Consider the following 23300-nt stretch of genomic DNA (forward strand, 5'->3'; position numbering starts at 1 on the left):
ATAAGGGGAGCATATCACTTCACTTATGGCTTCTTTAAGTTTTCTTTCTTTGCCCTTCATTTCTTGAATTTCATTGGCATGATCCTTTAATGAATCATATCGTGTACCACTTAATTCAGTCCTGTGAAACATATTTTCAGCTGCTAAACGCCAATGATTAGCCTCTGACTCAGCAATTTTCATGCGTCTTCTCATGTCAGCCAATCCAATATCCAAACAATTGAAATTAAATTCATTATATTTATTAATCCAATAATCTAATTTTTTATTTTCAAGTATCAAATTATTCTCTACGTCCCTAAGTTCCTCAAGCATTCTTTCTACCTCTATTTGCACCTTGACCTTAAATTCGTGCATCTCTTTTAATACCGTTACATCCGAATTGAACTCTCTTACGTTAGTGGCCCAGGATTTTTTCACAAGCGCCGACTCACTCTCCATGTTTATTCGACTACCTCTCTATACTATGATTGAATACTTACACGCTTGTTCACCCTTAAAAAAAGAATTATGTATTGTAATTACCCAGTCTCCACCCGCAATTTATCAGGGACGGGCGCTTTATTCTTCTTTGCTATTTTCAAATATAAAGATAATTCACGGCAAAGCTGTAATATCGAAGACCTAATCTCAAATTCCTCTCTTGTCGTTGGAAGATCCATTTCTTTGAAATCTTGTTCCAACGCTTCCAGTAGAACCTCGGTACGACCTGTGTACATTTCTTCTGTTACATCATGGCTAAGCTGTTCGAATAGTTCCGCTACCAAGTCCGCTTGGGGTAGCTTCTGAAATACATCAGCAATCCGCTGCATCATGACTAGAATGAAATCCAATTGTTCCTTACGCATATAGAAATAAATATTCCACGCCTGATCCGGATGAACCATTTGGTTCTCCATCGCTCGGTTTGCCGCAAGGGACCCTTCTTTAATCGCTTTACCAGCTTCAATGATTTCGCTCCCGTCCCATACATAACTTGGATCTCGAAGCGTCAGAGCAACGCGATTAAATATCACAGCGAATAGCCCGTCCACTTTGTGGCGAATCTCAATCATCTGTTCTCCACCTTTAGGCATATAGATCATATTAACTACCATTGCTGATCCTAGTCCAATAACAAGCAATTCAACTTGAGTTAATATCGTATGTAGGGATATAACCCCGCCTCCAAAGACACGGAAGACAACAACTGAACTGGTGACAATCCCCTCTTTGAAGCTTGTCTTAACGATTAAAGGAAAGCCGAATAGGACGAATAAAGCGAGTACCCAATAATGAAAGCCAAATAGAGCGAATAATCCACATGCAAAAAGAAGCCCCACAATGGAGGCAAAGAAGCGCGCTGAAATCGTTCTAAGACTCCTTTTACGTGTAACTTCCACGCCTAGAATAGCCAATAGACCCGCAGACTGAGGACTGGGTAGACCTACTATATAAGCAATCTGAATGGAAATGAGTGTAGCAATCGCTGTTTTTACAACTCGAAACCCCATGAGAACGCCTCTCTTTTCTATCAATATCATAATAATCTCATGGTACTTTATTTCACAACTCTACACAATACGACATTTACCGCATAACCACATTCACGCGATCCATTGTAGATAGGTTGGTTTCTTTGTATTATTTATGGGTTAACAGCTTACGCTCCATATACAATACGAGTTGATACATGACCGTTGCGACCACTGCAATGATAAACAAACTGGACATCACTAGTGTAAAATTAAATACTTGAAAACCATAAATAATTAAATAACCTAGACCCATTTGTGCCACGAGAAACTCTCCAACAATAACACCTACCCAAGCTAGACCAACATTGACTTTCAATGTTGAAATAATCGCAGGAAATGTTGCAGGAAAGATCACTTTACGAAAAATTTGTGATCGTGATCCCCCAAAGGTTCGCACGACTTTAACTAGATTGGAATCCACTTCAGAGAAACTATTGTAAACCACGAGTGTGGTAATAATAACAATAACGGATAATGTAGTGACTACAATAGCTGTAAACCCCGCCCCAAAGACAACGATGAATAAAGGACCAAGCGCCACCTTTGGCATACTATTAAATACAACCATGTATGGATCTAAGACTTTCGATAAGAAAGGTGACCACCAGATCAAGATGGCAAGACTCGTTCCAAGCACCGTTCCTAGAACAAATCCAACGATGGTCTCACCAACGGTTATACCTAAGTGACCCCATATTTCTCCACTTATGATTTCTTGTATAATATAATTTAATATCTTACTGGGATAGCTAAACAACAGTACATCAATCCATTTCAATCTTCCAGCCAGCTCCCAAAAGGTTAACAATAACAGGAGTATTCCAAGCTGAACGGATAATACATGCCATGCTTGTTTTCTTTGATGCGCTAGGTGCTCTTGATATAGTTCAGTCAGCTCACTTTGTCTCGTATCAGAAGATTCATTTCCAGTTAGATTTCGCTTTATCATGCTGTAGTCTCACCTCCTCACTCCTGATCACTACGTATTTCCATAGCACTCCAAATCTCGTGAAAGAGATCTTGAAATCCCTTCTGATCACGAGCATGAAAAGGCAACACGTCTCGGATATTAAGCGGTACATCGAACGTTCGGCGGATTCTTCCCGGATTGCTACCCAGCAATATGATCCGGTCACTCATCGCTATCGCTTCAGAGAGATCATGGGTAACTAACACTGCTGTCTTGTTACGTTCACGCAAGGTCCGGGATATTAAATCTTCCAGTTGTAACTTTGTTTGATAATCGAGTGCTGAGAAAGGTTCATCCAACAACAGTAGTCCTGGATCTGTCGCCAACGTCCGCACGAGTGCAACCCGTTGGCGCATCCCACCTGAAAGCTGTTGAGGGTATATATTCTCTTTACCATGTAGTCCCATCTCTTCAAGTAGCCTCGAGGTGATTGCTATACTCTCAGGCGTAATTCTTCCCGTCAGTTCCAAACCTAGTAGTGCATTATTCAGAATCGTCCGCCAAGGAAACAAATAATCTTGCTGCAACATATATCCTACTTCTGGTGTTGGTCCTTCAAGCTTATGACCATTGACAAGTACCTCGCCATGGCTTGGTGTAAGAAGACCCGCGATGATCGACAAGATGGTTGTCTTGCCACATCCACTGGGGCCTACAAGACTTACAAATTCCCCAGCGGATACTGTCAATTGAAGACGATCCACAGCCAGAGAGGCTTCGCGATCGGTGATATAGACATGTGCGACATCGTTCAACTCAACAACAGGTACCATGTGCACTCTCCTTTTGGCAGGAATATAAGTTCTTTATTTCACCGTATCCTTCGCTTTCTGAGCAAACGTATTATCCACAATGGCATTATGTGCCACGCGTTCTTTCAATTCCCCTGCGCTGTCCATCACGTCAAGTAGATTGTTCCATTCTGTATCATCTAATATTGGATCCGTTGCATAGGTGCCTTGTTCTTGATAACGTTTCACACTAGATACAATAATGGCACGATCAGCATCTTTAAAATAAGGGAGGATCGTATCCGCTATCTCTTCTGGGGTATGACTTGCTACCCATGCTTGAGCTTTCTGAACGGCATTCGTGAACTTCTGAACGGTTGCAGCATTTTTCTTAATATAGCTTTGTTTACTCATGAACACGGTATATGGAAGGTGTCCACTTTCTACACCAAATGAAGCAACAACATGACCTTTGCCTTCTTTTTCAAAGATGGACGCTTGTGGTTCGAATAGCTGAACATATTGTCCTGTTCCCGAAGCAAAAGCTGCTGCTATATTCGCGAACTCAATATTCTGAATCAATTCCAGATCTGCGTGTGGATCAATACCTTGCTTCTTGAGGGTGAACTCTCCGGCCATTTGTGGCATTCCGCCTTTACGTTGACCTAAGAATGTCTTATCTTTCAACTGATCCCAGCTAAATGTGCCGCTATTATCTCTTGCAACTAGAAATGTTCCGTCCGTCTGAGTTAATTGAGCGAAATTGATCACTGGATCTTCAGAGCCTTGTTGAGCAACGTAAATGGACGTTTCCGATCCAACTAATGCTACATCAACAGCGTTCGATAACAATGCGGTCATCGTCTTGTCTCCACCAAAGGTTGTCGTAAGTTCAACATCCAGCCCTTCATCCTTAAAGAATCCTTTTTCAATGGCGACATATTCTGGTGCGTAAAATACGGAGCGAGTTACTTCCCCAATCTTCACTTTCGTCGGAGTATCTTTTCCTCCACACCCGGCTACAGCCGAAGCACAGAGAAGAAGAATACCTGCTACTGCAGTCAATTTTTTTGTCGCTTTCCACATATGGGTATCCCTCCAATATTTTCGAATAAATCATAATGCATCATATGCATTCACCCAAAAAAGGTTATTCCTTCTTTGCAAAACCCTGTTCCCAAATGTAAAAAAGCCGTGATTCTCTACAAGACGTAGATTCATCACGACCTTATTCCTAACTTACAGAAGATTAATAGAAAGCCATTACCTTGGTCTATAACTTGTAAATCTCTTTATATTTCTCTTCCAAATAATCTGCCAAGTAATCTGGATTCAGTTCTTCTCCTGTCACGTTAACGATGATTTCAGAAGGAGTAAGACGTTTACCATACTTATAAATCTTGTCGGAGAGCCATTCCTTAATTGGAAGTAAGTTCCCAGTAGCAATCCATTCATCATATTGAGGTAGCTCTTTGCGAATGGTATGTAAGAATTGTGCCGCATACATATTTCCTAGTGAATAGGATGCAAAGTAACCAAAATCTCCACCAGACCAATGCACATCTTGAAGGACACCGAGTCCATCATTTGGAGGGGTAATGCCGAGATACTCATTATATTTCGCATTCCATACTTCCGGTAGATCCTTCACAGACAACCCTTCATTAAACAACATCTTCTCAATCTCGTAGCGAATAATAATATGAAGGTTATACGTCAATTCATCTGCTTCTATTCGAATGAGTGAATTCTCAACGCGGTTAATCGCACGGTAGAAGTCTTCAACGGAGACATCCTTAAGTTGTGGTCCGAAATGCTGTTGCAAATCACCGTAATACCTTTCCCAGAAGGGACGGCTACGTCCAATCATATTCTCCCACAAGCGAGACTGTGATTCATGGATTCCCATAGAGGTTCCTTCAGCTAAAGGCGTTCCTACAAGGCTCGCATCAATATTTTGTTCATACAGGGCATGCCCCCCTTCGTGAAGAGAGCTGAATACCGCACTGGTGACATCATCTTGTAAATAATGAGTTGTAATTCGCACATCACCTATGTTAAGACCCGTAGCAAAAGGATGCACACTCTCATCTTGACGTCCAGCTTCAAAGTCATAGCCCATTTGTTCAAGAATGAAGAGGCCAAATTTCTCTTGTTGATCAATTTCAAATATCTGCTTAAGGAAATCATTCTCTGGTTGATTCGATGATTCTCGAATCGTTTCTACGAGCGGAACTAAACGACTGCGCAGTTTACTGAATATTTGATCTAATTTCTCTACCGTCATATCGGGTTCATACATATCAATAAGTGTATCGTACCTTGTTCCCTTGACTCCCCATATATGGATAAACTCTTTCTTCATTTCAACAATTTTACTTAAATAAGGTTCGAATCCAGCAAAATCACTTGTCTCCTTAGCATCTTCCCATAAGGTCTGAGCATGTGCTGTTAAGACAGAATACTCTTGGAACTTCTCTGCTGGAATTAGCTTGTTCTGGTCATATTCCTTTTTGCATTCCTTTACGATTTGTAGATCCAGGTCATCCAATTGATCTGCAATATTTGATCTTGTAAAATATTCCAGATATTCTCGCATCTCATCTGAGATTATTAATTTAAACCCTTCTGTACTTAAGATACCAATGGTCTCTGATCGATATTCAGCACCTTTGCGGGGAGCACCCGTGCGCAAATCCCAATGCATTAAACCTACAGCCTCATAATAACCTCTTATTTTACGCACTAATTCTCGAAATTGTCCTAATTTTATTTTTACTTGATTTTCCATTTAAAGGCTCACCTCACATTAGAAATTTATAGTTTCCTCTTGATGATACTTTTTGTAAAAAGTATAATCAACTTCTAGAACAGAAATGATCTAAATTAAAGGAGGAAGAGGTCCCCCATGAATCATATTACTGAAGTGCTAGAATATAACCGTCAATTTGTTGAGAACAAAGAGTACGAAGCATTTCGTACCAGTAAATTTCCTGAGAAAAGAATCGTAGTAATCTCTTGTATGGATACTCGCCTTACAGAATTACTTCCAAAAGCCATGAATTTCAAAAACGGGGACGTCAAACTCATTAAAAATGCTGGCGCAATTATCTCCCAACCTTTCGGGAGTGTTATGCGGAGCGTATTGGTAGCTATCTATGAACTTAAAGCAGACGAAGTATTCGTAGTGGGTCACTTGGATTGTGGTATGGCTGCACTGAATGCAGATCATATGATTGGATTAATTAAGGAACGCGGCGTCTCAGATGTTGTATTAAGTACCTTAGAGAATTCAGGCATTAAACTATCGAAATGGTTGCGAGGATTTGATAATGTCCATGATGGCGTGATCCATACTGTCGATGTCATCAAGAAACATCCGTTGCTTCCTCCAAATATACCTGTACACGGCATGATTATCGATCCTAATAATGGTGCATTAGAGCTTATTGCTGACGGGTATAATTGAACGGAATAATTAAACACGATTTGCTATAAATGAAGTGCGGATGATAATCATCCGTATCTTTTTTTTGTTTACAATGACTGTTTGGTTGCCAAACCATACAGTTTAAGTGTACACTTTTCTCATTGTAAAATTCATGATTAGGAGATGTACACTTATGAATACACTTTCCTATGCACTCCTTGCCTTTCTAGCAAGGGAACAGTCTTCCGGTTATAATCTGATGCTCAGACTCCAACCTTTTTGGCCTGCAAAGCATAGTCAAATTTACCCACTACTCTCACATATGGAATCCGAAGAATTGTTAACTTCATGCTGGGTTGTCCAATGTGAGAAACCAGACAAAAAACTATACTCCATCACCGAGAAAGGAATACGTAAGCTAAAAGAATGGTTGTATGTACCATTAGCGGATCCGATCACACGCGATGAGTTATCTATGAAAACATTTTGCATGTGGCTAACCGATTTAGATAATGCCATTGATATTATAGAAAGTCGAAGAGTACATTTGGTCAAGAAGCTAGAGCACCTCCATCTTAAGATCAGCGATAAAGTCCGAGAGGATCTTGAGTTCGGTACACCTGAATTCTTTGATTATATGTTATACCAAAAAGCAATCTACACTACTACATCAGGGTTAGATTGGACAAATATGATGTTGGATATACTAAAAGAGCAAAGAACGAAGCAAAATCTAAAATAATTAATTTGATTAATTATGAAACTTTTAATTTTTTACTACGTAAACTAGTAGATATATAGTTTGAACTAAGGTCGAAACCCCATGTGGTGAGCGCAAACTTTAGTTCTATACTAGAACAAAATATACTAATACTTTTAGGGGGATTTATTTCAGATGAAAAAATGGCTTATGGTTGTTATGATGTTCACTCTAATATTTGCTACAGTTGCTCCGGCGACTAGTGTTGATGCAAAACGTGGTGGCGGTGGATTTAAATCCGGTACGAAGTCTTTCACGAACACGCCTAAGAAATCTACAACGAATAGTAATGTTTCTAAAACAACAACGAATAACAAAACAAATGCTGCGGGAACACCGGCAAAACGTGGATTCTTCAGCGGTGGCGGATTGATGAAAGGTCTTATGATCGGTGGATTGGCTGGTATGTTATTCGGAGGCATGTTCGGTGGTATGGGCATGTTGGGTAATATTCTTGGATTAATGATTAACGTGTTAGCTGTTGTCGTTCTAATCTCTCTTGCTATGGCAGGATACAGAGCTTACAAGAACCGTCGTAAACCAGATCAACGTGACGGAAGGTACTAATTGATATGGTACTTACAATGGACGAAATTATAAATGCGATTTGCCTACACATGGCTGAACGCAAAGCTGTACGTCCAACAGATGTACAGGTCGAACTAAGTTGGGACGAAGAAGATGGTTATTCTGCAGAAGTATGGGTTCAGGGTCGCAGCCAGTTCTTGGTTGAGTCCAACATGATTGAAGCGATTCTTCGCTACTTACAAAGCGAATACGATATTCGTGCCTATCGTGAACAGATCACACTAGATGTGGATGAAGAAATTACAGCACATGTAAACACAAATTAAGACTCAGGATACAGGGGTTGTCCCAGAAGCCATTTACGGCTTGGGACAACCCCTTTATGTTTAAGTTAAAATACAACATTTAATTTGCGTAATCAAAGCTTGAATCATTTATTCACATACACCTAATAACATCGGGAACAAGACATTCATTTCAGCTGCGTCTGGTCTCCTGCTATAATCAGCAATTTCGAACGGCTCTGCATAGCGAACTTTAGCCGCATGATCTTGACCGAATTGCTTATTGAGTGTTGGAAGCATTTCATTGGATACACTTAGGAACGGATCCCAATACCTCAGAATAAATTCCCGCTTATGTCCCCATGAATCACAATTACATTTAGAATTCTTGACATTTTGTATATTCCTCCAGTTCATTATCTATCGTTCTGATTTAGATTAATGAGTTACTTCAGCCTTAAAAATGTATGTAACTCCCAATTAATTGTTAAACTCATGTTCATATAATATCTTGCTAATATTCTTCATTTAAATCTTCTAGATGACTCTCCTTGTTTAGCATATCAACGTTTAATTTTACCATATATAGCAAATGAATCAATTAGAATTCTTATTGATTAATTTGCTATAAATAGATAGCGTTTTTTCTTAGAATCTATCTGGAAGTTCCCATCAGAAAGTTATCACTAGTACTTAGTCCTATTATCAAAAAAAGACTGCCATATTTAAAAGGCAGTTACGTTCGTCACTTAAGCTATGACCAGCTCCGACCATCCAATAAACCCCAATTGATCTGTCCAAATACATCTGCTAATCTCTTAGACCACGTATGCTGATTCAGGCAACGAAGCCTTGCTGCTGCAGCGATGTGATCTGCTTCTTCTGGATGGCTCAAATAATATCGTAATTTAGTGATTAAATCATCTTCATCTAAATAACCAATAATTTCTCGATCATATTCAAAGTAACGCTTCATTTCTTCAAAATATTCCGTAAACAATAATCGGCCCGTAGCTGCCGCTTCAAATACGCCCACTTTCACGTTCGTGTGCCCAGCGCCTGTTCTAGGGAAATTAATTAAGCACTTTGTAGAATAAGCAGCATGAAACCAATCCTCTCCTCGCACGACTCCATTCGAATGTGAAGGCCAGTTGTTTCCGTGGAGCATAACATCAAACTCTGAGATCAACTTATTAGCTAAAGACAATCGATCAGGTCGCATATGACCAATGACAGCAACATCACATGCAAACTTAGGGTGAGATTCTTTAGGTTCAAAATATTGTAAATCAGCGGCAAATGGCATAAACAGTGTATTGTGTATCCCCTTTTCTTCATACTTCTGTAGTGCAAGTAAGGAATTAGTCGTATGGTAATCAAAGTCTGCCGCATATTTCGCAACCGTTGGTAATACATCAGGGTCACTTAGTGTCATGCCAATAACGAGACAATGTTTCTTGAGTCGTTCCATCTCTTGCGGTAGTAACATTAGCCCACCACCACAGAAAATAACCACATGAGGTTGAAACGCTTCTATCTCATGAAATAAACGTTCCACTCTTACATAAACAGGTCCATTTCCCCCTAGATGACGCTGGGGATTGAACAGGAGATGAATTTTACCTGTGAGGTTAAGCTCCTGCACAGTAGCTCCGAGTTCTTCAAGCCCATTGCAAATACTTTTGAGTATCTCACTTACACCCGGAACATATCTACAAATATACGTAATACGTAGTTGCTCTAAATTGTTCATCCATTTGTATCCTTTCGCATAATCCGTACTAGTTGATCTCTTAATATTCCATCATGAAGATCATCTCGCTGTTGTAAGGAAACCAAATTCTCTTTAATACGGCTACGCCAGTCACTTCTACTTAATAGAACCAGTTCCGCTGTAGCGAGTAGACTCTCAGGCGTTACTTGCTCAATGGTATGGCAAAGTTCTGGTAGTCCTATCTCTTCGAAAAATTGAATAACCTTCGGGTCATACGATAATCCGATCGCAGGTGTTCCTGCAGACATCGCTAGAATCGAAGCGTGTAATCGTTCTGCTATCACGAGATCCATTTCTCCGAGGAAAAACTTCACATCAACAGGTGAACTCCCCTCATAAGGAATAATCTCGACAGAACCTTGAGGAAGAAGACTAACAAATTCTTCTGCTTGCGACACTTCTACTTTACTTCTGTTAAAAGGGAGAATATATAGCAATGCATCATACTTTGAGATAAGTTGCTTCGCTACGAATACCATAGCCTCATAAGCTCTGACACTCTCCACTTTCCCATATACCCATTTTCGTAAGTTAAATGCTATTTTTAGATGGGAATGATTCGTCGTGTGAGATATTAATTCTTTGGGTTCTACAACGCTAGTATGCAAAGATCCTAGTCTTACCGCTGGATCAGCAGCAAGAACCGTACGATGGACGCCTAATCGTTGAAGAATCGTAAGTGAGGCTTGATCACGCACAGTAATCGCATCTGCGAGTCCAGCTATCCATCCAGCCGCTCGCTTCGCTTCCTCACTTTGAAATGGTCCGATACCCAGTGCATATAAGAAAACGGGCTTCCCTAAAGTTTTGGCAAGGAAGATGGGTGCGCTATAGTAATTGATTGCCCCTTGCTGACGTAGTGCGGATGGTGCACCTTGAAATAATTGTAGTGCACTAAACCCTGCATAATCTTGAAATAATCCCCCTCCACCGACGATCACCATATCACTTTTTAACACCGCATGATGGAGTAGATTCAGATCGAAACCACTTACCTTCGTTATATCATACGGACCATAATATGGAATGATTATCTGACTCCTGACCGTAACTGTTACCTTAAACTCTGGACATATGGAAGCAATACGATCAATGATGGCATGTAAGATTGCATCATCACCTGTATTTCCAGCACCATAGAAACCGTGTATTAAGAATCTCATTAATTTCAACCTCTCCTTTCAAACCTAAATCTCTTAACCATAGTATGAGAGAATGACTTCGAACGGACTGCATCACTAACCTATATTCAAACAAACTTAGTCAACTGTACCTGACCATATGTGAGTAATTAGAGTAGGATAACATGAATGAAATAATGGGAGGTGTCTTTCCTTTGGCAAAAATAAGTGCTTTTACAACAAACAAGAATGAGAGATTAGAATTAGAGATATCCGAATCTTCTTCTAGTATTGCAACATGTTCAGATTCAAAGCCAGATATTGTCGTATTACGGGCTAAGAATCACTATTTCCGAAGAAAGACTACAGTATTTATCATTAGCCAAGCCGGAGAAGCTCCTGCTATTCCAACAGGAATGGAGCTAGCCGCCGCACTACAAATTTTAATTAATGCAGGTTTCATTATTAAGAATGCAGATGCTGATTCTTGTGGATTCTACTACACACTAATCAGAGTTAGCTCATCGTCTGGTCCTATCGATTTCTTTAAAGATCGTCTTGGGCAAACCTTAACCATCGAGAGTCCTGCAGGAGCTGTTTCAGGGGTGTTGATCTATGTTGGAACAGACTTCATTCAATTGGAGGAATCCACGGGGGATCTTGTTCTCATTCCTCTAGCAAGTATTATTTCGGTTTCTTAATTAAATGAGGGGAGGTTTTCCTTTGAATTTCGAGGAGATGTTATTAGATTATGTCGGGCGTTCTGTTGAAGTATTTTTTGCAAATTCATTCAATACGGGGATACTGATTTCGGTTGGATCGGGTATATTTACGATTCTAACAACAGACTCAACTTATCAATCCCCAGATGAGGAATTAACTATTTTCACACAGCAAGTAAGCTTTATCCGAATATTAGTCTAAACCTGAATGGGGTTCATCGATGCTATACGTATCCATGGCCCATTCAATCCACTTCATATACTCCTTATTGTGGGTCCGAGTGATACTCGATAACCGAATACGTCTGTGATAAAGACTTTCTGGGAGATAAGTATACTTATACTTACGCATTAATCGAATAATCAAGTGCATATCTTCATATAATCTCCCTTCGGTAAGATCTGTTATCGGCCAGCCACCTAGCGTAACAAGAGCTTCTTTACGATAAAATCTAGGAGCTAAAGGTAGTCCTTCTATCAGAATCTGCTTGATGCCTCTATGTTCTGGAAATTGACGTATGCCTTTATAAATCAATTGTTTATTGGTTCTCTCTTGCCATTCATAATAGCTACTACACCAAAGAGCATTCTCAAGTTCTCCAGATTCAGCAGACGCCATTAACAATTCCATACAACGAGGTGCCAACCAATCATCGCCATCGAGTTCCATGACCCATGTTCCTTTTGCCCAAGTTAATGCTTTGTTAAGACTCGCAGCCTTTCCTCGATTATTATCATTTACAATGATTCGAATACGTTCTGTTATTAGAAGTCGATCTAGCTTATTGCGCGTATCATCGTGTGAACCATCATCGACTAGGATAAGCTCCCAATCTTTGAATGTCTGATTCAGAACACTTCGAACAGCCCATAGGAAACGGTCCGATTCATTATAAAGAGACATAATCACAGAAACTTTAGGATTATCATCGAATGGCTTTATCACCTGATCATTCAATAATGGAGCAATCACGTTCCATTCTTCTTCTCTTCTCATCCATTGGGGAGTAACTCTCCTTGGAGCAATCCAATCCTCTATCATTAATTTCATTCCTAGACCCTTGGATGCCAATTCTTTCATTTTTACAATTTCCATATAGTGGTCAAACGGTAGCTCATCTCGTTCAGGAAAAAAGGAGAATTCATCAGATAGATTCTTCCAAAGTGTAGGTCCACTTCCTTTGAATTCTTCGATGGATGTGAAATCCAAACCTGAGTGTGAGTCTGGGCGTGGTATTTCTGAGACTAATTGAGAGGAAAACCCTTGTGGTTTAGCTGTACTAAACTCAATAAATCCGATTGGTTCTATCATCATTCGCTGTACCCATATCGATACATGATCCTGAAACGATTCTAAAACTATCGTACCTGCGCGAATTGTCATACAGATTGAAGTCTGCGACTCTCTCAGCATACGATTCATAAGCCTGACTTGAGAAATGCCTATCGGAAATACAGGTACATTTGGGAATACGTTTCTAACCGACCTTACAGTCAAACGTTCGTCCCTCCCCCCATCACATGCGGTAATAAATATAATCATATGGCAGCCCCCCGAATATCTATATCATATGGGAATGACGTATACCTGGTTACCTTCGTAACAGTAGAACATGATGTGAAATACAAAGACAAAGAAATGAAGGCAATGGCTATTATTGTATTTCCGCCTTTCATGGACTGGTCATGGATGAAGCAACGTCCTCAACATTTAATGACTCAATTCGCCCGCGCTGGTCATTCCGTATATTACTGTAACAAAACTTCAATTAAACAAGCGCCGGAGCCACTTGAACCTAATTTGGTTCTTGTACATCATCATGAACGCTGGCTATATGAGGAGTTTCCTAAGATTCGACAATGTCGCAAGGATAAGGAACCCATCATCCTTTGGTGTATGTTACCTACCATATACCCGTTTGTTCATCATTACAGTCCCGATCTAATTATATATGATTGTGTTGATGATATGCCTGAATGGACTCCTTTTGAGAGTCAAATGGTTGCAACAAGTCACGCAGTCATCTGTACCTCTGAACGACTGAAGCAACGATTATGCAAGCAATATCCTCACAAACGAGTTCAACTTGTTCGAAATGGATATAATCCCGACATGCAGCTGCATCATTCGACCAAAGGTGTATCCCATCGTCCAAGTGACTTACCTTCAGGACAACTTATCGGTTTTGTGGGGGCTTGGGCCACATGGATAGATACCCTTCTCATCCAGAGGGTTGCCAAGGCGCTCGCGAATGAAGCATCCGTGGTCCTCATTGGTCCAGAATTTGGTCGCAGAAACATGGGGAGATCTGAATCTAATCTACATCTGCTGGGACACAAGCCCCACCATCTACTTCCTAGTTACATTAGACAATTCTCCGTATGCTTGATTCCTTTCCGCAGAATACCCATTGCTCTCGCCGCTAATCCTGTTAAAGCCTATGAGTATCTAGCCTCCGGTGCTCCCGTCATCTCAACTTCATTGCCTGAGTGCATTCTCATGCATCCCCACGTAGTGATTGCTCATACACCCGAACAATTTATCAACAAAGTGAGACAGTATTTGTATGATCGCGGGGACCCTGAACCTAGAATTCAGTATGCTTTAAGTAATACTTGGGAGCAGCGTTATCAAGATATTCATAAATTAATTGTGGAATTACTTGATCCGTTTAATGACTAATAGGAAGCAGACGCTTTTTCATTTGAAGTTATAATACAATGAGATAGCCAAAATTATTGCAATCACATCGTGTAATATTTTTGGTTTAAGATTTCCATAGCGGATATGAAATTGCCTCTCTGAGCAGAAATTATTCCACCCATTGTCTTTTCAGATGGGTCATGTAACCTGTAGCCAAATGCAGCCATAACAGAAACACCAAAATGTTCGGGGTCTATAATCCCCTCCGCTACTAATAATTCGTTGATTTGCTCTCTGTTAAAACCTTCAATTGGGCAAGAATCAATTCCAATCTGAGCCGCAGCAGTCATCATGTTACCCAATGCAATATATGTTTGCCTGCATGCCCATTCGAACATCACTCTGGGATCATCTTCAATTGCAAAACCTGTTTTCAAAAAATGATCATATGTATTACGCTTCCCCTGTGTAACTTCGGTTGACAGCTTCTGTACATTCTCCATCATTCCATTAATATAATCAGAACTTGCAACCATATCTTTAGGTAATCTCGCCAGAATAATCATAAAATGACTCGCTGTCGGTAACTGCTTTCTTGCACCCGATGCATATTCGGCAAGTTTGGTACGGATATGCTGATTTTGAACAATCACAAATTTCCATGGTTCAAAGCCATACGAACTTGGTGATAACCGACCTGTTTCTAGTATGTAATGAAAGTCATCATCACTTATTTTCTTATTAGGATCAAATTCTTTCGTTGCATGTCGAAAGCGAAATGACGATAGAATTTCATTTTTCTTAACTTCTAGATCACTCATTTAATAATCTCCTTCATTCTTTGTAGTTATGGCATAACTTCTCTTTACAGAGTTGAACGATAGCTTAGATCTTAAAGTTTACTTACAAATCTTCGCATCATACCAGTATATCATGTCCATAATTTATCAGCATAGGCTATCCCACAATAGAAATCTCACCTCATACACATCACGGACTCAAGATAATCTGAGACAATGGTATTAGGTTGAACTGACAATTCCCATTTATCTTGAAGACTTACATGGATACATAAAAAAAAGCCCTATCTCTAGGGCAAATAGTAGCTCATATCTTTCATCTTTCTTCTTGTATACTTGACAACAAACCAGTAAATTAAAAAACCAATATAATAAGCAACTAGATCTAAAGGATCTGAAGTGGATTTCTTATACCAAGGGGTTACATACTCCCAGAAAACGCCAATCAGCACAATAAGAATGCTGCATAATAAAAAGTGCTCTATTTGTCTTTTAGCAAAAATTACAATCAATAAGCTAGAATAAGATAAAAGAATAATTGAAGCTAATACATCGTTATAGTACCCAACAAAGAACCAATGCAGCTGTACATCTAAACTTTTGAATATATATTCGTTTAAACCATACATAATAAAACATAATACAAATATAAACGCATCTCTTATTATTACCTTCTTCATATGTACTCCCCGGATTATTAACAGATTGACAGAATCACTACTGCTAACACAATGCCCAATGCAATGCTAATGATCAACTTCAATAAATCACCTTCTTCTAAGTAAATATAACCAGTGATATTTAACCGTTCAACTTATATATATCATTACTATTTAACAAAAAGACCTTATTAGTCTTCATCGTAAAATCAATCAACAAATAAAAACAAGCCGGAGCGCAAATCTATATTACGCCTCGGCTTGTTTTTATTTAGTTAAATTCACTCGTCAAACGCTATTTATTATATCCTCAATCTAATCGTATGAGTTACAACGAACCACTTACAAGACGACCTTCATAACTTACAACTTGACACTTCGGTCTTCGCGCTACCGCTTCCGCCGAACAGCTTGCAGGCACTAATACGAAGTTAGCCTTGTCTCCTGCCTTTGGCCACACTTGCTCACCATCATGATTGAGAGGCGTTATTCCGCCAGTAATAAACCCTAGGGACTGAGACAAGGATTGTTCATCATTATACCCATACAATTCTGCGAAACGCCCTGCCTTCTCCAATTGATCACCATTTCCAAAAGGAGACCAGTGATCTGTTAGACTATCTGTTGCTAGCTTCACTTTTACACCCTTTTTATGAAGCATAGGAAGAGGCATCATTGTTCTGCCAATCGGGACAGTTGATGCAATAGACATCCCAAGTGATGCCATACGTTCAGCTAATTCTTCTGACTCTTGTTGCTCTGCATATGCAAACCAGAAAGCATGACTCACGGTCACTTTCCCATGCAGCCCCGCTTCTTCAGTCAGGCTAGCTAGTCTAGTCAGTGTTTGCTTTCCTACATCTCCGCTATCATGTAAGTGAATATCAATGCCAGCTTTATTCATAACCGCCAGTTCTACCATTGTCTGTAGTGACTTTTCTATATCTCCATCCACTGTATAAGGATCAACGCCTCCTACATGGGTTGCACCCTCTGCCAAAGATTGCTTCACGAGTTGGATCGAGTCCGAACGAAGCAGCCCATGCTGTGGAAAAGCAACAATTTCATAAGAAATTTTACCAGAGAATGTATCCAGAGCTAGTTTTGTTGCTTCCAATCGGTGTAACCCACTAACAGGCTCGATATTACAATGGCTACGAACATGTGTAGAGCCGAATGATTGTATAAGCGTTAAGATGCTTTCGGCTTGTTGTCTCGCCATCGGTAAGAGTCTTGGAAGTAATATCTTCTCTTCCTCAATTCGTTCGAAGATGCTGGATATAGGCTTCACAGCTTTCCAAGGTCCATCGAAATATGTTTTATCTAAATGAATATGTGCCTCTTCAAAAGAAGGTAACATCAATAACTCTTTACAGTCGTATTTTGGAAGATGACTCCGTAGTTCACCTAACGTATTAGTTATTTCAGCAATTGAGCCGTCATCGATACGAATATGACAAATCTCTGTTTGAGTGCTAGCAACCTGACCTTCTTCCATAACGTAACTTTTCTCTAAACGTACATTCGTTAGCCAATATGAAGTGTTCAATATTTTCATCCCTTCCTTTTCTATCAATAAACGACATTTACAAAAATTGAACTAAAGGTTGCACTCACAAGTTCAATGATATCTAGATAAGAATCATGAATATGTAGGTTCATCTTTAGTTCAATCTAGTTACTTACCGCCCTTATTCGTTAACATATCTATCATTTCTTGATAACCACTTCTTCTAGCATGTTGTATAGGACTAATCCCTTCAGAATCTGCAAGATTAACATCTGCACCATGTTCAATTAGGAGTTGAACAATGGCCTGATGATCCTTTCCTCCATCACCCAAGATGATAGCTTCAAGTAGTGCTGTCCAGCCAAGATTGTTGACATGATTAACATTGACGTCTGAGGTTGTAAGAAGTTCTTTCACAATGTCCACATGACCACGGTCTGACGCCGGAATCAGAGCAACTCCCCCAAATCTGTTCACGATTGTTGTATCCGCTCCTGCAGCAACAGCCACCTTCACAAAATCAAGTAGCCCTTCTGCTCCAGCATATAAAAGTGGATTGTCCATACGGTTATCGCGAATATTGATGTTGGCACCCTTTTCAATCAATAATTTGAATATATCCAGTTGTTTCGTATGCACAGCGAGCATAGCAGATGTTCTACCTGTGTCGTCTGTAGCATCGACATCTGCACCCTCTACTAGAAGATTTGACACAAGCTCCTGATCTCCTTGTTTAACAGCATCAAAAAGTTCTAGATTTAACTTGTCCATCCCATCATTCACCGCCTGAGTTGATACCTGCTCTTCATTGTTTAATAGCTTACCATAGTCTATCTGACATCCTGAAATAATGAGGATCAATGACAACATGAACAAGCGCATCGTAACACACACCTTTTCAAAAAATAGCCTTATTCAGTCGTTAATGTCACTTGGGAGGCATTCGCCCATGCACCCACAGGCGTTACCGTATACACTGTCCCTGCTGCCAATTTACCGTTATTGGTAATGTCAAAAATACCTATAGCTTCTTTACGACTTGAGAATTTATACGTTGCAACCAACTTGTCTCCGTTCGGAGCTAACAATTCTACACTGCGCCCTGAGAATAACTCATCGCCAGGATCTTGATCCAAAGTTACATTAATCGAGATTTCACTGATAGCTGCTGCACCGGAAAGTTGCAAAGACGCGATTTCTTTGGCAACAAACGTTGGATTCGCTATATTTGCCCAATCAGATGTCACAGTATATTTCACACCCGGTTTCAATACTTGTCCTTCAGGAAGTCGGAATTTCGGCTCTATCTTACCATCTGTCGATTGTGTAAAGGGTACATATTTGGCAACGATTGATTCCCCACCTTCTGGTGTTATCGTTACTTGTCTAGCTTGCATGGAAGAAATGATTTGATACGATGTACCATTTGCTCTATTGTTCTCATCCAATACAAAGGCGTTCGAGCCACGACCACCACTATAAGCAGAAATGACATAACCATAGTCAATGACGCCATTGGCTTTCAGTGCTTCAATCTCAAAAGTGTCGTTCGTAACCTGACTTGTTGTCGTCATATCCAGCAACGTTACGTTCCCTTCAAATGAGCCAGCTTTCTTACCCTTGTATGTTAAGTTATACGTCGTTCCAGCTTGTTGTACTGAAGTAGGGACGATATACGTCGCAATGGAACCCGATTTCAGACGTGGCATATTCGTCAACGTTAGACCATCGTTAAACACGAAATCTTCCTTCGCTTTAGCAAACACTTCATTCTCAGCTGTCAATGGAGCATCCAATGTTACGATTAAGGTCATTGCGTTGATCGATTGTACACTTGTAATTTGGGCTTTGTCAGATGGCATAGCTTTTCGTGCTGTATTCAATAAGCTAGCTACTTCTCCACGTGAAGAGGATTCATTGGCTGAATAGAATTTATTAGCCCAATAGTTGACTGATAACACATCACGCTTCAAAGCTTTCGATACCACTTGAACAAGTTCTGCATCCGTTACCGTTTCATTGGGATTGAACTTACCGTCCTTCGCTTCCATGATCCCTAGACCTACAAGCTCCGATGCATATTTATAATACCATACGTTCGAATTCACATCGGTGAATTGCGTTGAATTCTCTGAAGTACCTTTTATTTTAAAGGTCAATGCAACCATTTTCGCTAGTTCTGCACGACTGATCTGATTGTTTACTCCCATCGAGTGATCTACATAACCCTGTAACACACCAAGACCCGTAAGTACCTTAACCGCTTCTTGCACTTCTATATCTGATAACTTAGACGTTGGTGCATTTATACCTATATTGCTTGATGCTGCGTGTACATTTAACACCGCGAATGGTAAAGATGTTAGACCAAGTGTTGCTGCCACCATTATTGTCGCTACTTTTTTAGAACCTATCTTCATTGTATTTCCTCCTCAGATCATTAAGTTAATTGTTGCTTATGTCTATAACTAATAATAGAGGTAAGAAATGAACTCCCACGAAACGAATTATTAACAATTTATTAACTAGGCATTACAATTATCGAAATTCCACTAGACTAACGCCATTACACTGTAAATCTGTATCCCGCACCCCAGACCGTCTCAATATACTGTGGATTTGAGGGATCTGATTCTAATTTCTCTCTTATTCTACGAATATGAACCGTAACCGTTGAAATGTCTCCGCTCGAATCCATTCCCCAGATCCGTTCGAATAGATCATCTTTACTAAACACCCGATTGGGATTACTCGCTAAGAATACAAGTAAATCGAACTCCCTTGTTGTAAATAAGACCTCATTATTACGTACAGATACCCTTCGAGAATCCTTATCGATATGGAGTCCTCGAATCTCGATCTCATGCTTCACCAAAGGTTCTAGCTTACTCAGCATACGTTCATATCTTGACAGATGAGCCTTCGCTCTTGCCACTAATTCACTCGGACTAAATGGTTTCGTAATATAGTCATCTGCTCCAAGATTAAATGCTCGAAGTTTATCGATCTCTTCTTTCTTCGCTGATACGATAAAGATCGGTACTTCCTTCGCCTCCCGAATACGACGACACAATTCAAAACCATCAATAATAGGTAGTAGCAAATCTACGATAATGAGATTGTAGTCCCCTTGGAGTGCACGTTGTAGACCCTCAGAACCTGTATGACATAAGTCAACTTCAAATCCGTTCAGTTCAAAATAATCCTTTTCCAATTGTGCAATCGTCGTCTCATCTTCAATAATCAGAATCCGCGTCATGTGAGTTATTCCCTCCTTCATTCACCGTTCGCTTTAAAGTAAAGAATAGGCTTGAACCCACACCTTGCTCGCTTTCCATCCATATCGCTCCACCATGCCCCTCAATAATCTGACGTGCAATCGCAAGTCCAAGTCCGCTACCACCTGTCGATAAATTGCGTGAAGGTTCCGCTCGATAAAATCGTTCAAAGATATGTGGAAGAGCTTCAGCCTCAATACCCATACCATTGTCCTTCACTTCTACAGTCACCTCTAGTTGATCAGTTTGCAGAGAAAAACTGATCATTGGATGCGGTTTATCCATATACTTGAGCGCATTTCCAATGACGTTCAACACCATGCGTTTTAACTTGTCCAAATCTGCTTGGACCTCAATCCGTTCTGAAATCTGGTGGTCCCATTGAAATGTAACACTAATATTTTCCATATTGTATTGCATCTCTTCGATACAATCGTCGAGGAACTTAACAATATCAACAGGTTCGAACGAAAATGGGACTTGATTCAAATCTAGCTTGGAATATAAGAATAGTTCATCTACCAATTTATCCATCCCAACGGCTTTGTTATAAATAATGTCGACGTACATGTCCATCTTCTCTGGCGTATTGGCGACACCATCTCGTATGCCTTCAATATAACCTTTTATATTCGTAATCGGCGTACGTAAATCATGCGATATATTTGAGATTAACTCTTTCCGATTCTCCTCATATTGCAGACGAAGGCTAACGGATTCTTGAAGTCGTAGCCTCATCATCTCGAACGCTTCATTTAACTGTCCAATCTCATCTTTGGATTGAAGGTTAAGTTCAAATTGAAGATTACCTTCTTGAATTCTTTCTGCGGAGTCTCTCAACATGTTCAGAGGCTTAATGACACTTCGCGTAATCCAGCGATACAATAATACATTCGCTATCACAAGAACACCAATTAATATCAATGAAAGAATGGGTAACAGCCTACGTGTGATTGCCGCCAATGGGCTATGTTCTTTGATAACGAATACGCTACCTTTTGCACCATCTGAATATTTAAAATCAAACTTGGCATACCCATAAAACCTTTCATTTATATTAAAAGTGTTGCGAATCTGATAGTTATTAAGATCATAGGGAGGTAATGCTTCCTGTAATTCTGGTTGATTGAAAGTGTGTGATTCAAAAATAGCATTACTCGCACGTCTTACAAATAGCCCTGCTTTTTCTGTTTTTAGCTTAAAATCATATTCCAATAACAATTCCTTATTCTGCAATTCATCTGGGTCTTTCTTAGCTAAATACTTTAGTTCTAAAAAGATAGACTCTTCTTGCTCCGATAACGGATTTAGCTGGTAGTGTACTTTATAAAAGTCCCGAAGACTGTGAACATCGCCTGTTGAAGCAATTGTAAACAACGCTGCAGTCATGACTAACATAAGTAAACTAACAACAAGCATTCCCGTATAAGATAGTAGTAGTTTTATACGAATGGACACGACTTCTCTCCTCTCACTAGCCTTGTATTCGATATCTTTGGATTCCATCGATTCATTTTAGTGAAATACTATCATATGAAGGAAAGGTTTGCTAACAATAGACAAATAAACTTCTGTTCACCACCTGCAGAAGATACTAAATCGATTGCTTCAATCGAAAAATCATTACATTGAAGCATATTGTCTGTTTTGTTTTATCGACAAGCACCGATCTCTTGCTCTTATCATAAACAAGATAAGAAGGGCGGGATGAAGGTGATAGACATTATTGGTTTTGAAGAACGAGCTATCTTTCTAGCTGCAATTTGCGGACAGACCTACGCACAATTTATAAATACCGATGGTTCGTTCGTCGTTCCATTAAACTATACGGTCAACCACACGATTCAAGCGAAATCCTTTAGCAATGTATGGGAACGCTTTGGGTTTATTCTGGAATCTTCGGAAGAGATAATTATTGCCTTTCGGGGAACCATGTCGACGACCAATTGGATATCTAATATCATCGCCTCACAGAGGAATTTCAAATATATAAAAGAAGACTGTCTTACACATCGCGGCTTCACAGACATCTACTCTTCAACTCGTCTTGAGATTATCTCGGCTTTGACTAAATTATCACCCGACAAGACCTTATACATTACCGGTCACAGCCTCGGTGCAGCACTCGCGACATTATGTGCTATTGATATTGCAGCCAACACCCATTACCTCTCACCTAAGCTGTTTACGTACGCGTCCCCACGTGTAGGTGATCCTGACTTCACGAGCGCTTTTACAAAATATGTTCAAACCAGTTACCGTATTGCCAATCCTTTTGATGTCGTTACACATGCTCCACCCTTTATTTACAAGTTGCCTAAACGCGAAAAAAAATACTATTACAGTCATGTACAAACCCATTCATCGTTGACTTTCCAGAATGGCTCCGTGGCTGATAATCACATGATCGGAAGCTATTTCGCAGCGCTCTCCAAGCTCCATCCCCAATTTACCGAACAGTTATGTATAACGAACCCTGGACTCTGTCCAGTCCATGCAACGAAATCACCAGAGAAACTAATTATCGCGAGAGCTTTGCCAAGTAAACCGTGGTAAATGGAAATCAAAATAA

25 protein-coding genes are annotated in these 23300 nt (G+C 40.0%); 8 read left to right on the forward strand and 17 right to left on the reverse strand.

The features are described 5' to 3' along the window. The 6 genes from PBAT_RS08585 to PBAT_RS08610 form a co-directional block, all read right to left on the reverse strand. A partial coding sequence (locus PBAT_RS08585; RefSeq protein ID WP_157091306.1) for a hypothetical protein occupies nt 1-420 on the reverse strand: 420 nt, incomplete at its 3' end. Between the two features lie 101 nt (nt 421-521). Continuing rightward, nucleotides 522-1493 carry an aromatic acid exporter family protein gene (locus PBAT_RS08590; RefSeq protein WP_068648552.1) on the reverse strand — a complete coding sequence of 324 codons (972 nt, stop codon included), beginning with the start codon at nt 1491-1493 and terminating at the stop codon, nt 522-524. 130 nt (nt 1494-1623) lie between these two features. After that, on the reverse strand, nt 1624-2466 hold the full coding sequence (locus tag PBAT_RS08595; RefSeq protein ID WP_068648553.1) for an ABC transporter permease: 843 nt from the start codon (nt 2464-2466) through the stop codon (nt 1624-1626). A 17-nt stretch (nt 2467-2483) separates the two neighbouring features. Beyond that, the gene (locus PBAT_RS25215) at nt 2484-3260 is read right to left on the reverse strand and encodes an ABC transporter ATP-binding protein (RefSeq protein WP_068648554.1); all 777 of its coding nucleotides are present in this window, start codon (nt 3258-3260) and stop codon (nt 2484-2486) included. A gap of 33 nt (nt 3261-3293) precedes the next feature. Next, nucleotides 3294-4304, reverse strand: coding sequence for an ABC transporter substrate-binding protein (locus PBAT_RS25220; protein WP_068648556.1), 1011 nt, complete (start codon nt 4302-4304; stop codon nt 3294-3296). A 187-nt stretch (nt 4305-4491) separates the two neighbouring features. Continuing rightward, nucleotides 4492-6009, reverse strand: coding sequence for a carboxypeptidase M32 (locus tag PBAT_RS08610; protein ID WP_068648558.1), 1518 nt, complete (start codon nt 6007-6009; stop codon nt 4492-4494). A 117-nt stretch (nt 6010-6126) separates the two neighbouring features. Between PBAT_RS08610 and PBAT_RS08615 the strand changes: the two genes are divergently transcribed. From PBAT_RS08615 to PBAT_RS08630, 4 genes are all read left to right on the forward strand, one after another. Then, nucleotides 6127-6687 (forward strand): beta-class carbonic anhydrase, encoded by a 561-nt coding sequence (locus PBAT_RS08615; RefSeq protein ID WP_068648560.1) that lies wholly within the window; start codon nt 6127-6129, stop codon nt 6685-6687. A gap of 154 nt (nt 6688-6841) precedes the next feature. Further along, complete coding sequence (locus PBAT_RS08620) at nt 6842-7390, forward strand: PadR family transcriptional regulator (protein WP_068648561.1); 549 nt, start codon at nt 6842-6844, stop codon at nt 7388-7390. A gap of 153 nt (nt 7391-7543) precedes the next feature. After that, nucleotides 7544-7975: a hypothetical protein gene (locus tag PBAT_RS08625; protein WP_068648562.1), complete on the forward strand. Its 432-nt coding sequence runs from the start codon at nt 7544-7546 to the stop codon at nt 7973-7975. A 5-nt stretch (nt 7976-7980) separates the two neighbouring features. Then, complete coding sequence (locus tag PBAT_RS08630) at nt 7981-8262, forward strand: YxcD family protein (protein ID WP_068648563.1); 282 nt, start codon at nt 7981-7983, stop codon at nt 8260-8262. 108 nt (nt 8263-8370) lie between these two features. On the opposite strand, the gene PBAT_RS25225 is transcribed toward PBAT_RS08630, so the two are convergent. The 3 genes from PBAT_RS25225 to PBAT_RS08640 all read right to left on the reverse strand — a co-directional run bounded on the left by PBAT_RS25225 (nt 8371) and on the right by PBAT_RS08640 (nt 11157). Further along, on the reverse strand, nt 8371-8520 hold the full coding sequence (locus PBAT_RS25225; protein ID WP_157091307.1) for a hypothetical protein: 150 nt from the start codon (nt 8518-8520) through the stop codon (nt 8371-8373). A gap of 454 nt (nt 8521-8974) precedes the next feature. After that, complete coding sequence (locus PBAT_RS08635) at nt 8975-9973, reverse strand: CgeB family protein (RefSeq protein WP_068648564.1); 999 nt, start codon at nt 9971-9973, stop codon at nt 8975-8977. Further along, nucleotides 9970-11157 (reverse strand): polysaccharide pyruvyl transferase family protein, encoded by a 1188-nt coding sequence (locus PBAT_RS08640; protein WP_068648566.1) that lies wholly within the window; start codon nt 11155-11157, stop codon nt 9970-9972. Before PBAT_RS08640 ends, PBAT_RS08635 begins: the two co-directional genes overlap by 4 nt. A 173-nt stretch (nt 11158-11330) precedes the next feature. On the opposite strand from PBAT_RS08640, the gene PBAT_RS08645 reads away from it, so the two are divergent. Both PBAT_RS08645 and PBAT_RS08650 read left to right on the forward strand, forming a co-directional pair. Next, a complete protein-coding gene (locus tag PBAT_RS08645) occupies nt 11331-11816 on the forward strand; it encodes a DUF2642 domain-containing protein (protein WP_169810095.1) in 486 nt (161 codons plus the stop codon). A 22-nt stretch (nt 11817-11838) separates the two neighbouring features. Then, a complete protein-coding gene (locus tag PBAT_RS08650; protein WP_068648570.1) occupies nt 11839-12039 on the forward strand; it encodes a hypothetical protein in 201 nt (66 codons plus the stop codon). Here PBAT_RS08650 and PBAT_RS08655 read toward each other — a convergent pair. Next, a complete protein-coding gene (locus PBAT_RS08655; protein ID WP_068648572.1) occupies nt 12031-13380 on the reverse strand; it encodes a glycosyltransferase family 2 protein in 1350 nt (449 codons plus the stop codon). The two genes, PBAT_RS08650 and PBAT_RS08655, sit on opposite strands and share 9 nt — an antisense overlap. On the opposite strand from PBAT_RS08655, the gene PBAT_RS08660 reads away from it, so the two are divergent. Then, on the forward strand, nt 13381-14520 hold the full coding sequence (locus tag PBAT_RS08660) for a glycosyltransferase (protein WP_084402922.1): 1140 nt from the start codon (nt 13381-13383) through the stop codon (nt 14518-14520). Nucleotides 14521-14582: 62 nt separating this feature from the next. On the opposite strand, the gene PBAT_RS08665 is transcribed toward PBAT_RS08660, so the two are convergent. From PBAT_RS08665 to PBAT_RS08695, 7 genes are all read right to left on the reverse strand, one after another. Further along, nucleotides 14583-15302: an NAD(P)H-dependent oxidoreductase gene (locus tag PBAT_RS08665; RefSeq protein WP_068648574.1), complete on the reverse strand. Its 720-nt coding sequence runs from the start codon at nt 15300-15302 to the stop codon at nt 14583-14585. Nucleotides 15303-15571: 269 nt separating this feature from the next. Beyond that, the gene (locus PBAT_RS08670) at nt 15572-15961 is read right to left on the reverse strand and encodes a hypothetical protein (protein WP_068648576.1); all 390 of its coding nucleotides are present in this window, start codon (nt 15959-15961) and stop codon (nt 15572-15574) included. 307 nt (nt 15962-16268) lie between these two features. Further along, a complete protein-coding gene (locus tag PBAT_RS08675; RefSeq protein WP_068648578.1) occupies nt 16269-17498 on the reverse strand; it encodes an amidohydrolase in 1230 nt (409 codons plus the stop codon). A gap of 120 nt (nt 17499-17618) precedes the next feature. Further along, complete coding sequence (locus PBAT_RS08680) at nt 17619-18320, reverse strand: ankyrin repeat domain-containing protein (protein WP_248912421.1); 702 nt, start codon at nt 18318-18320, stop codon at nt 17619-17621. Nucleotides 18321-18361: 41 nt separating this feature from the next. Then, a complete protein-coding gene (locus tag PBAT_RS08685) occupies nt 18362-19870 on the reverse strand; it encodes an S-layer homology domain-containing protein (RefSeq protein WP_068648580.1) in 1509 nt (502 codons plus the stop codon). Between the two features lie 146 nt (nt 19871-20016). Beyond that, nucleotides 20017-20709, reverse strand: coding sequence for a response regulator transcription factor (locus PBAT_RS08690; RefSeq protein ID WP_068648582.1), 693 nt, complete (start codon nt 20707-20709; stop codon nt 20017-20019). Then, nucleotides 20687-22186: a sensor histidine kinase gene (locus PBAT_RS08695; RefSeq protein ID WP_068648584.1), complete on the reverse strand. Its 1500-nt coding sequence runs from the start codon at nt 22184-22186 to the stop codon at nt 20687-20689. The genes PBAT_RS08690 and PBAT_RS08695 overlap by 23 nt, the downstream gene beginning before the upstream one ends. Before the next feature lie 249 nt (nt 22187-22435). Between PBAT_RS08695 and PBAT_RS08700 the strand changes: the two genes are divergently transcribed. Further along, nucleotides 22436-23284, forward strand: a complete 849-nt coding sequence (locus PBAT_RS08700) for a lipase family protein (protein ID WP_068648586.1) — start codon at nt 22436-22438, stop codon at nt 23282-23284. The last annotated feature ends 16 nt before the right edge of the window (nt 23285-23300 follow it).

The sequence above is a fragment of the Paenibacillus antarcticus genome, from assembly GCF_001637225.1.
GTDB lineage: Bacteria > Bacillota > Bacilli > Paenibacillales > Paenibacillaceae > Paenibacillus_AQ > Paenibacillus_AQ antarcticus.

Coding starts and splice junctions, on each gene's coding strand:
- PBAT_RS08590 (WP_068648552.1), bottom strand. CDS start 1,493: ATGGGGTTTCGAGTTGTAAAAACAGCGATTGCTACACTCATTTCCATT.
- PBAT_RS08595 (WP_068648553.1), bottom strand. CDS start 2,466: ATGATAAAGCGAAATCTAACTGGAAATGAATCTTCTGATACGAGACAA.
- PBAT_RS25215 (WP_068648554.1), bottom strand. CDS start 3,260: ATGGTACCTGTTGTTGAGTTGAACGATGTCGCACATGTCTATATCACC.
- PBAT_RS25220 (WP_068648556.1), bottom strand. CDS start 4,304: ATGTGGAAAGCGACAAAAAAATTGACTGCAGTAGCAGGTATTCTTCTT.
- PBAT_RS08610 (WP_068648558.1), bottom strand. CDS start 6,009: ATGGAAAATCAAGTAAAAATAAAATTAGGACAATTTCGAGAATTAGTG.
- PBAT_RS08615 (WP_068648560.1), top strand. CDS start 6,127: ATGAATCATATTACTGAAGTGCTAGAATATAACCGTCAATTTGTTGAG.
- PBAT_RS08620 (WP_068648561.1), top strand. CDS start 6,842: ATGAATACACTTTCCTATGCACTCCTTGCCTTTCTAGCAAGGGAACAG.
- PBAT_RS08625 (WP_068648562.1), top strand. CDS start 7,544: ATGAAAAAATGGCTTATGGTTGTTATGATGTTCACTCTAATATTTGCT.
- PBAT_RS08630 (WP_068648563.1), top strand. CDS start 7,981: ATGGTACTTACAATGGACGAAATTATAAATGCGATTTGCCTACACATG.
- PBAT_RS25225 (WP_157091307.1), bottom strand. CDS start 8,520: ATGCTTCCAACACTCAATAAGCAATTCGGTCAAGATCATGCGGCTAAA.
- PBAT_RS08635 (WP_068648564.1), bottom strand. CDS start 9,973: ATGAACAATTTAGAGCAACTACGTATTACGTATATTTGTAGATATGTT.
- PBAT_RS08640 (WP_068648566.1), bottom strand. CDS start 11,157: ATGAGATTCTTAATACACGGTTTCTATGGTGCTGGAAATACAGGTGAT.
- PBAT_RS08655 (WP_068648572.1), bottom strand. CDS start 13,380: ATGATTATATTTATTACCGCATGTGATGGGGGGAGGGACGAACGTTTG.
- PBAT_RS08660 (WP_084402922.1), top strand. CDS start 13,381: ATGGCAGCCCCCCGAATATCTATATCATATGGGAATGACGTATACCTG.
- PBAT_RS08665 (WP_068648574.1), bottom strand. CDS start 15,302: ATGAGTGATCTAGAAGTTAAGAAAAATGAAATTCTATCGTCATTTCGC.
- PBAT_RS08670 (WP_068648576.1), bottom strand. CDS start 15,961: ATGAAGAAGGTAATAATAAGAGATGCGTTTATATTTGTATTATGTTTT.
- PBAT_RS08675 (WP_068648578.1), bottom strand. CDS start 17,498: ATGAAAATATTGAACACTTCATATTGGCTAACGAATGTACGTTTAGAG.
- PBAT_RS08680 (WP_248912421.1), bottom strand. CDS start 18,320: ATGTTGTCATTGATCCTCATTATTTCAGGATGTCAGATAGACTATGGT.
- PBAT_RS08685 (WP_068648580.1), bottom strand. CDS start 19,870: ATGAAGATAGGTTCTAAAAAAGTAGCGACAATAATGGTGGCAGCAACA.
- PBAT_RS08690 (WP_068648582.1), bottom strand. CDS start 20,709: ATGACGCGGATTCTGATTATTGAAGATGAGACGACGATTGCACAATTG.
- PBAT_RS08700 (WP_068648586.1), top strand. CDS start 22,436: ATGAAGGTGATAGACATTATTGGTTTTGAAGAACGAGCTATCTTTCTA.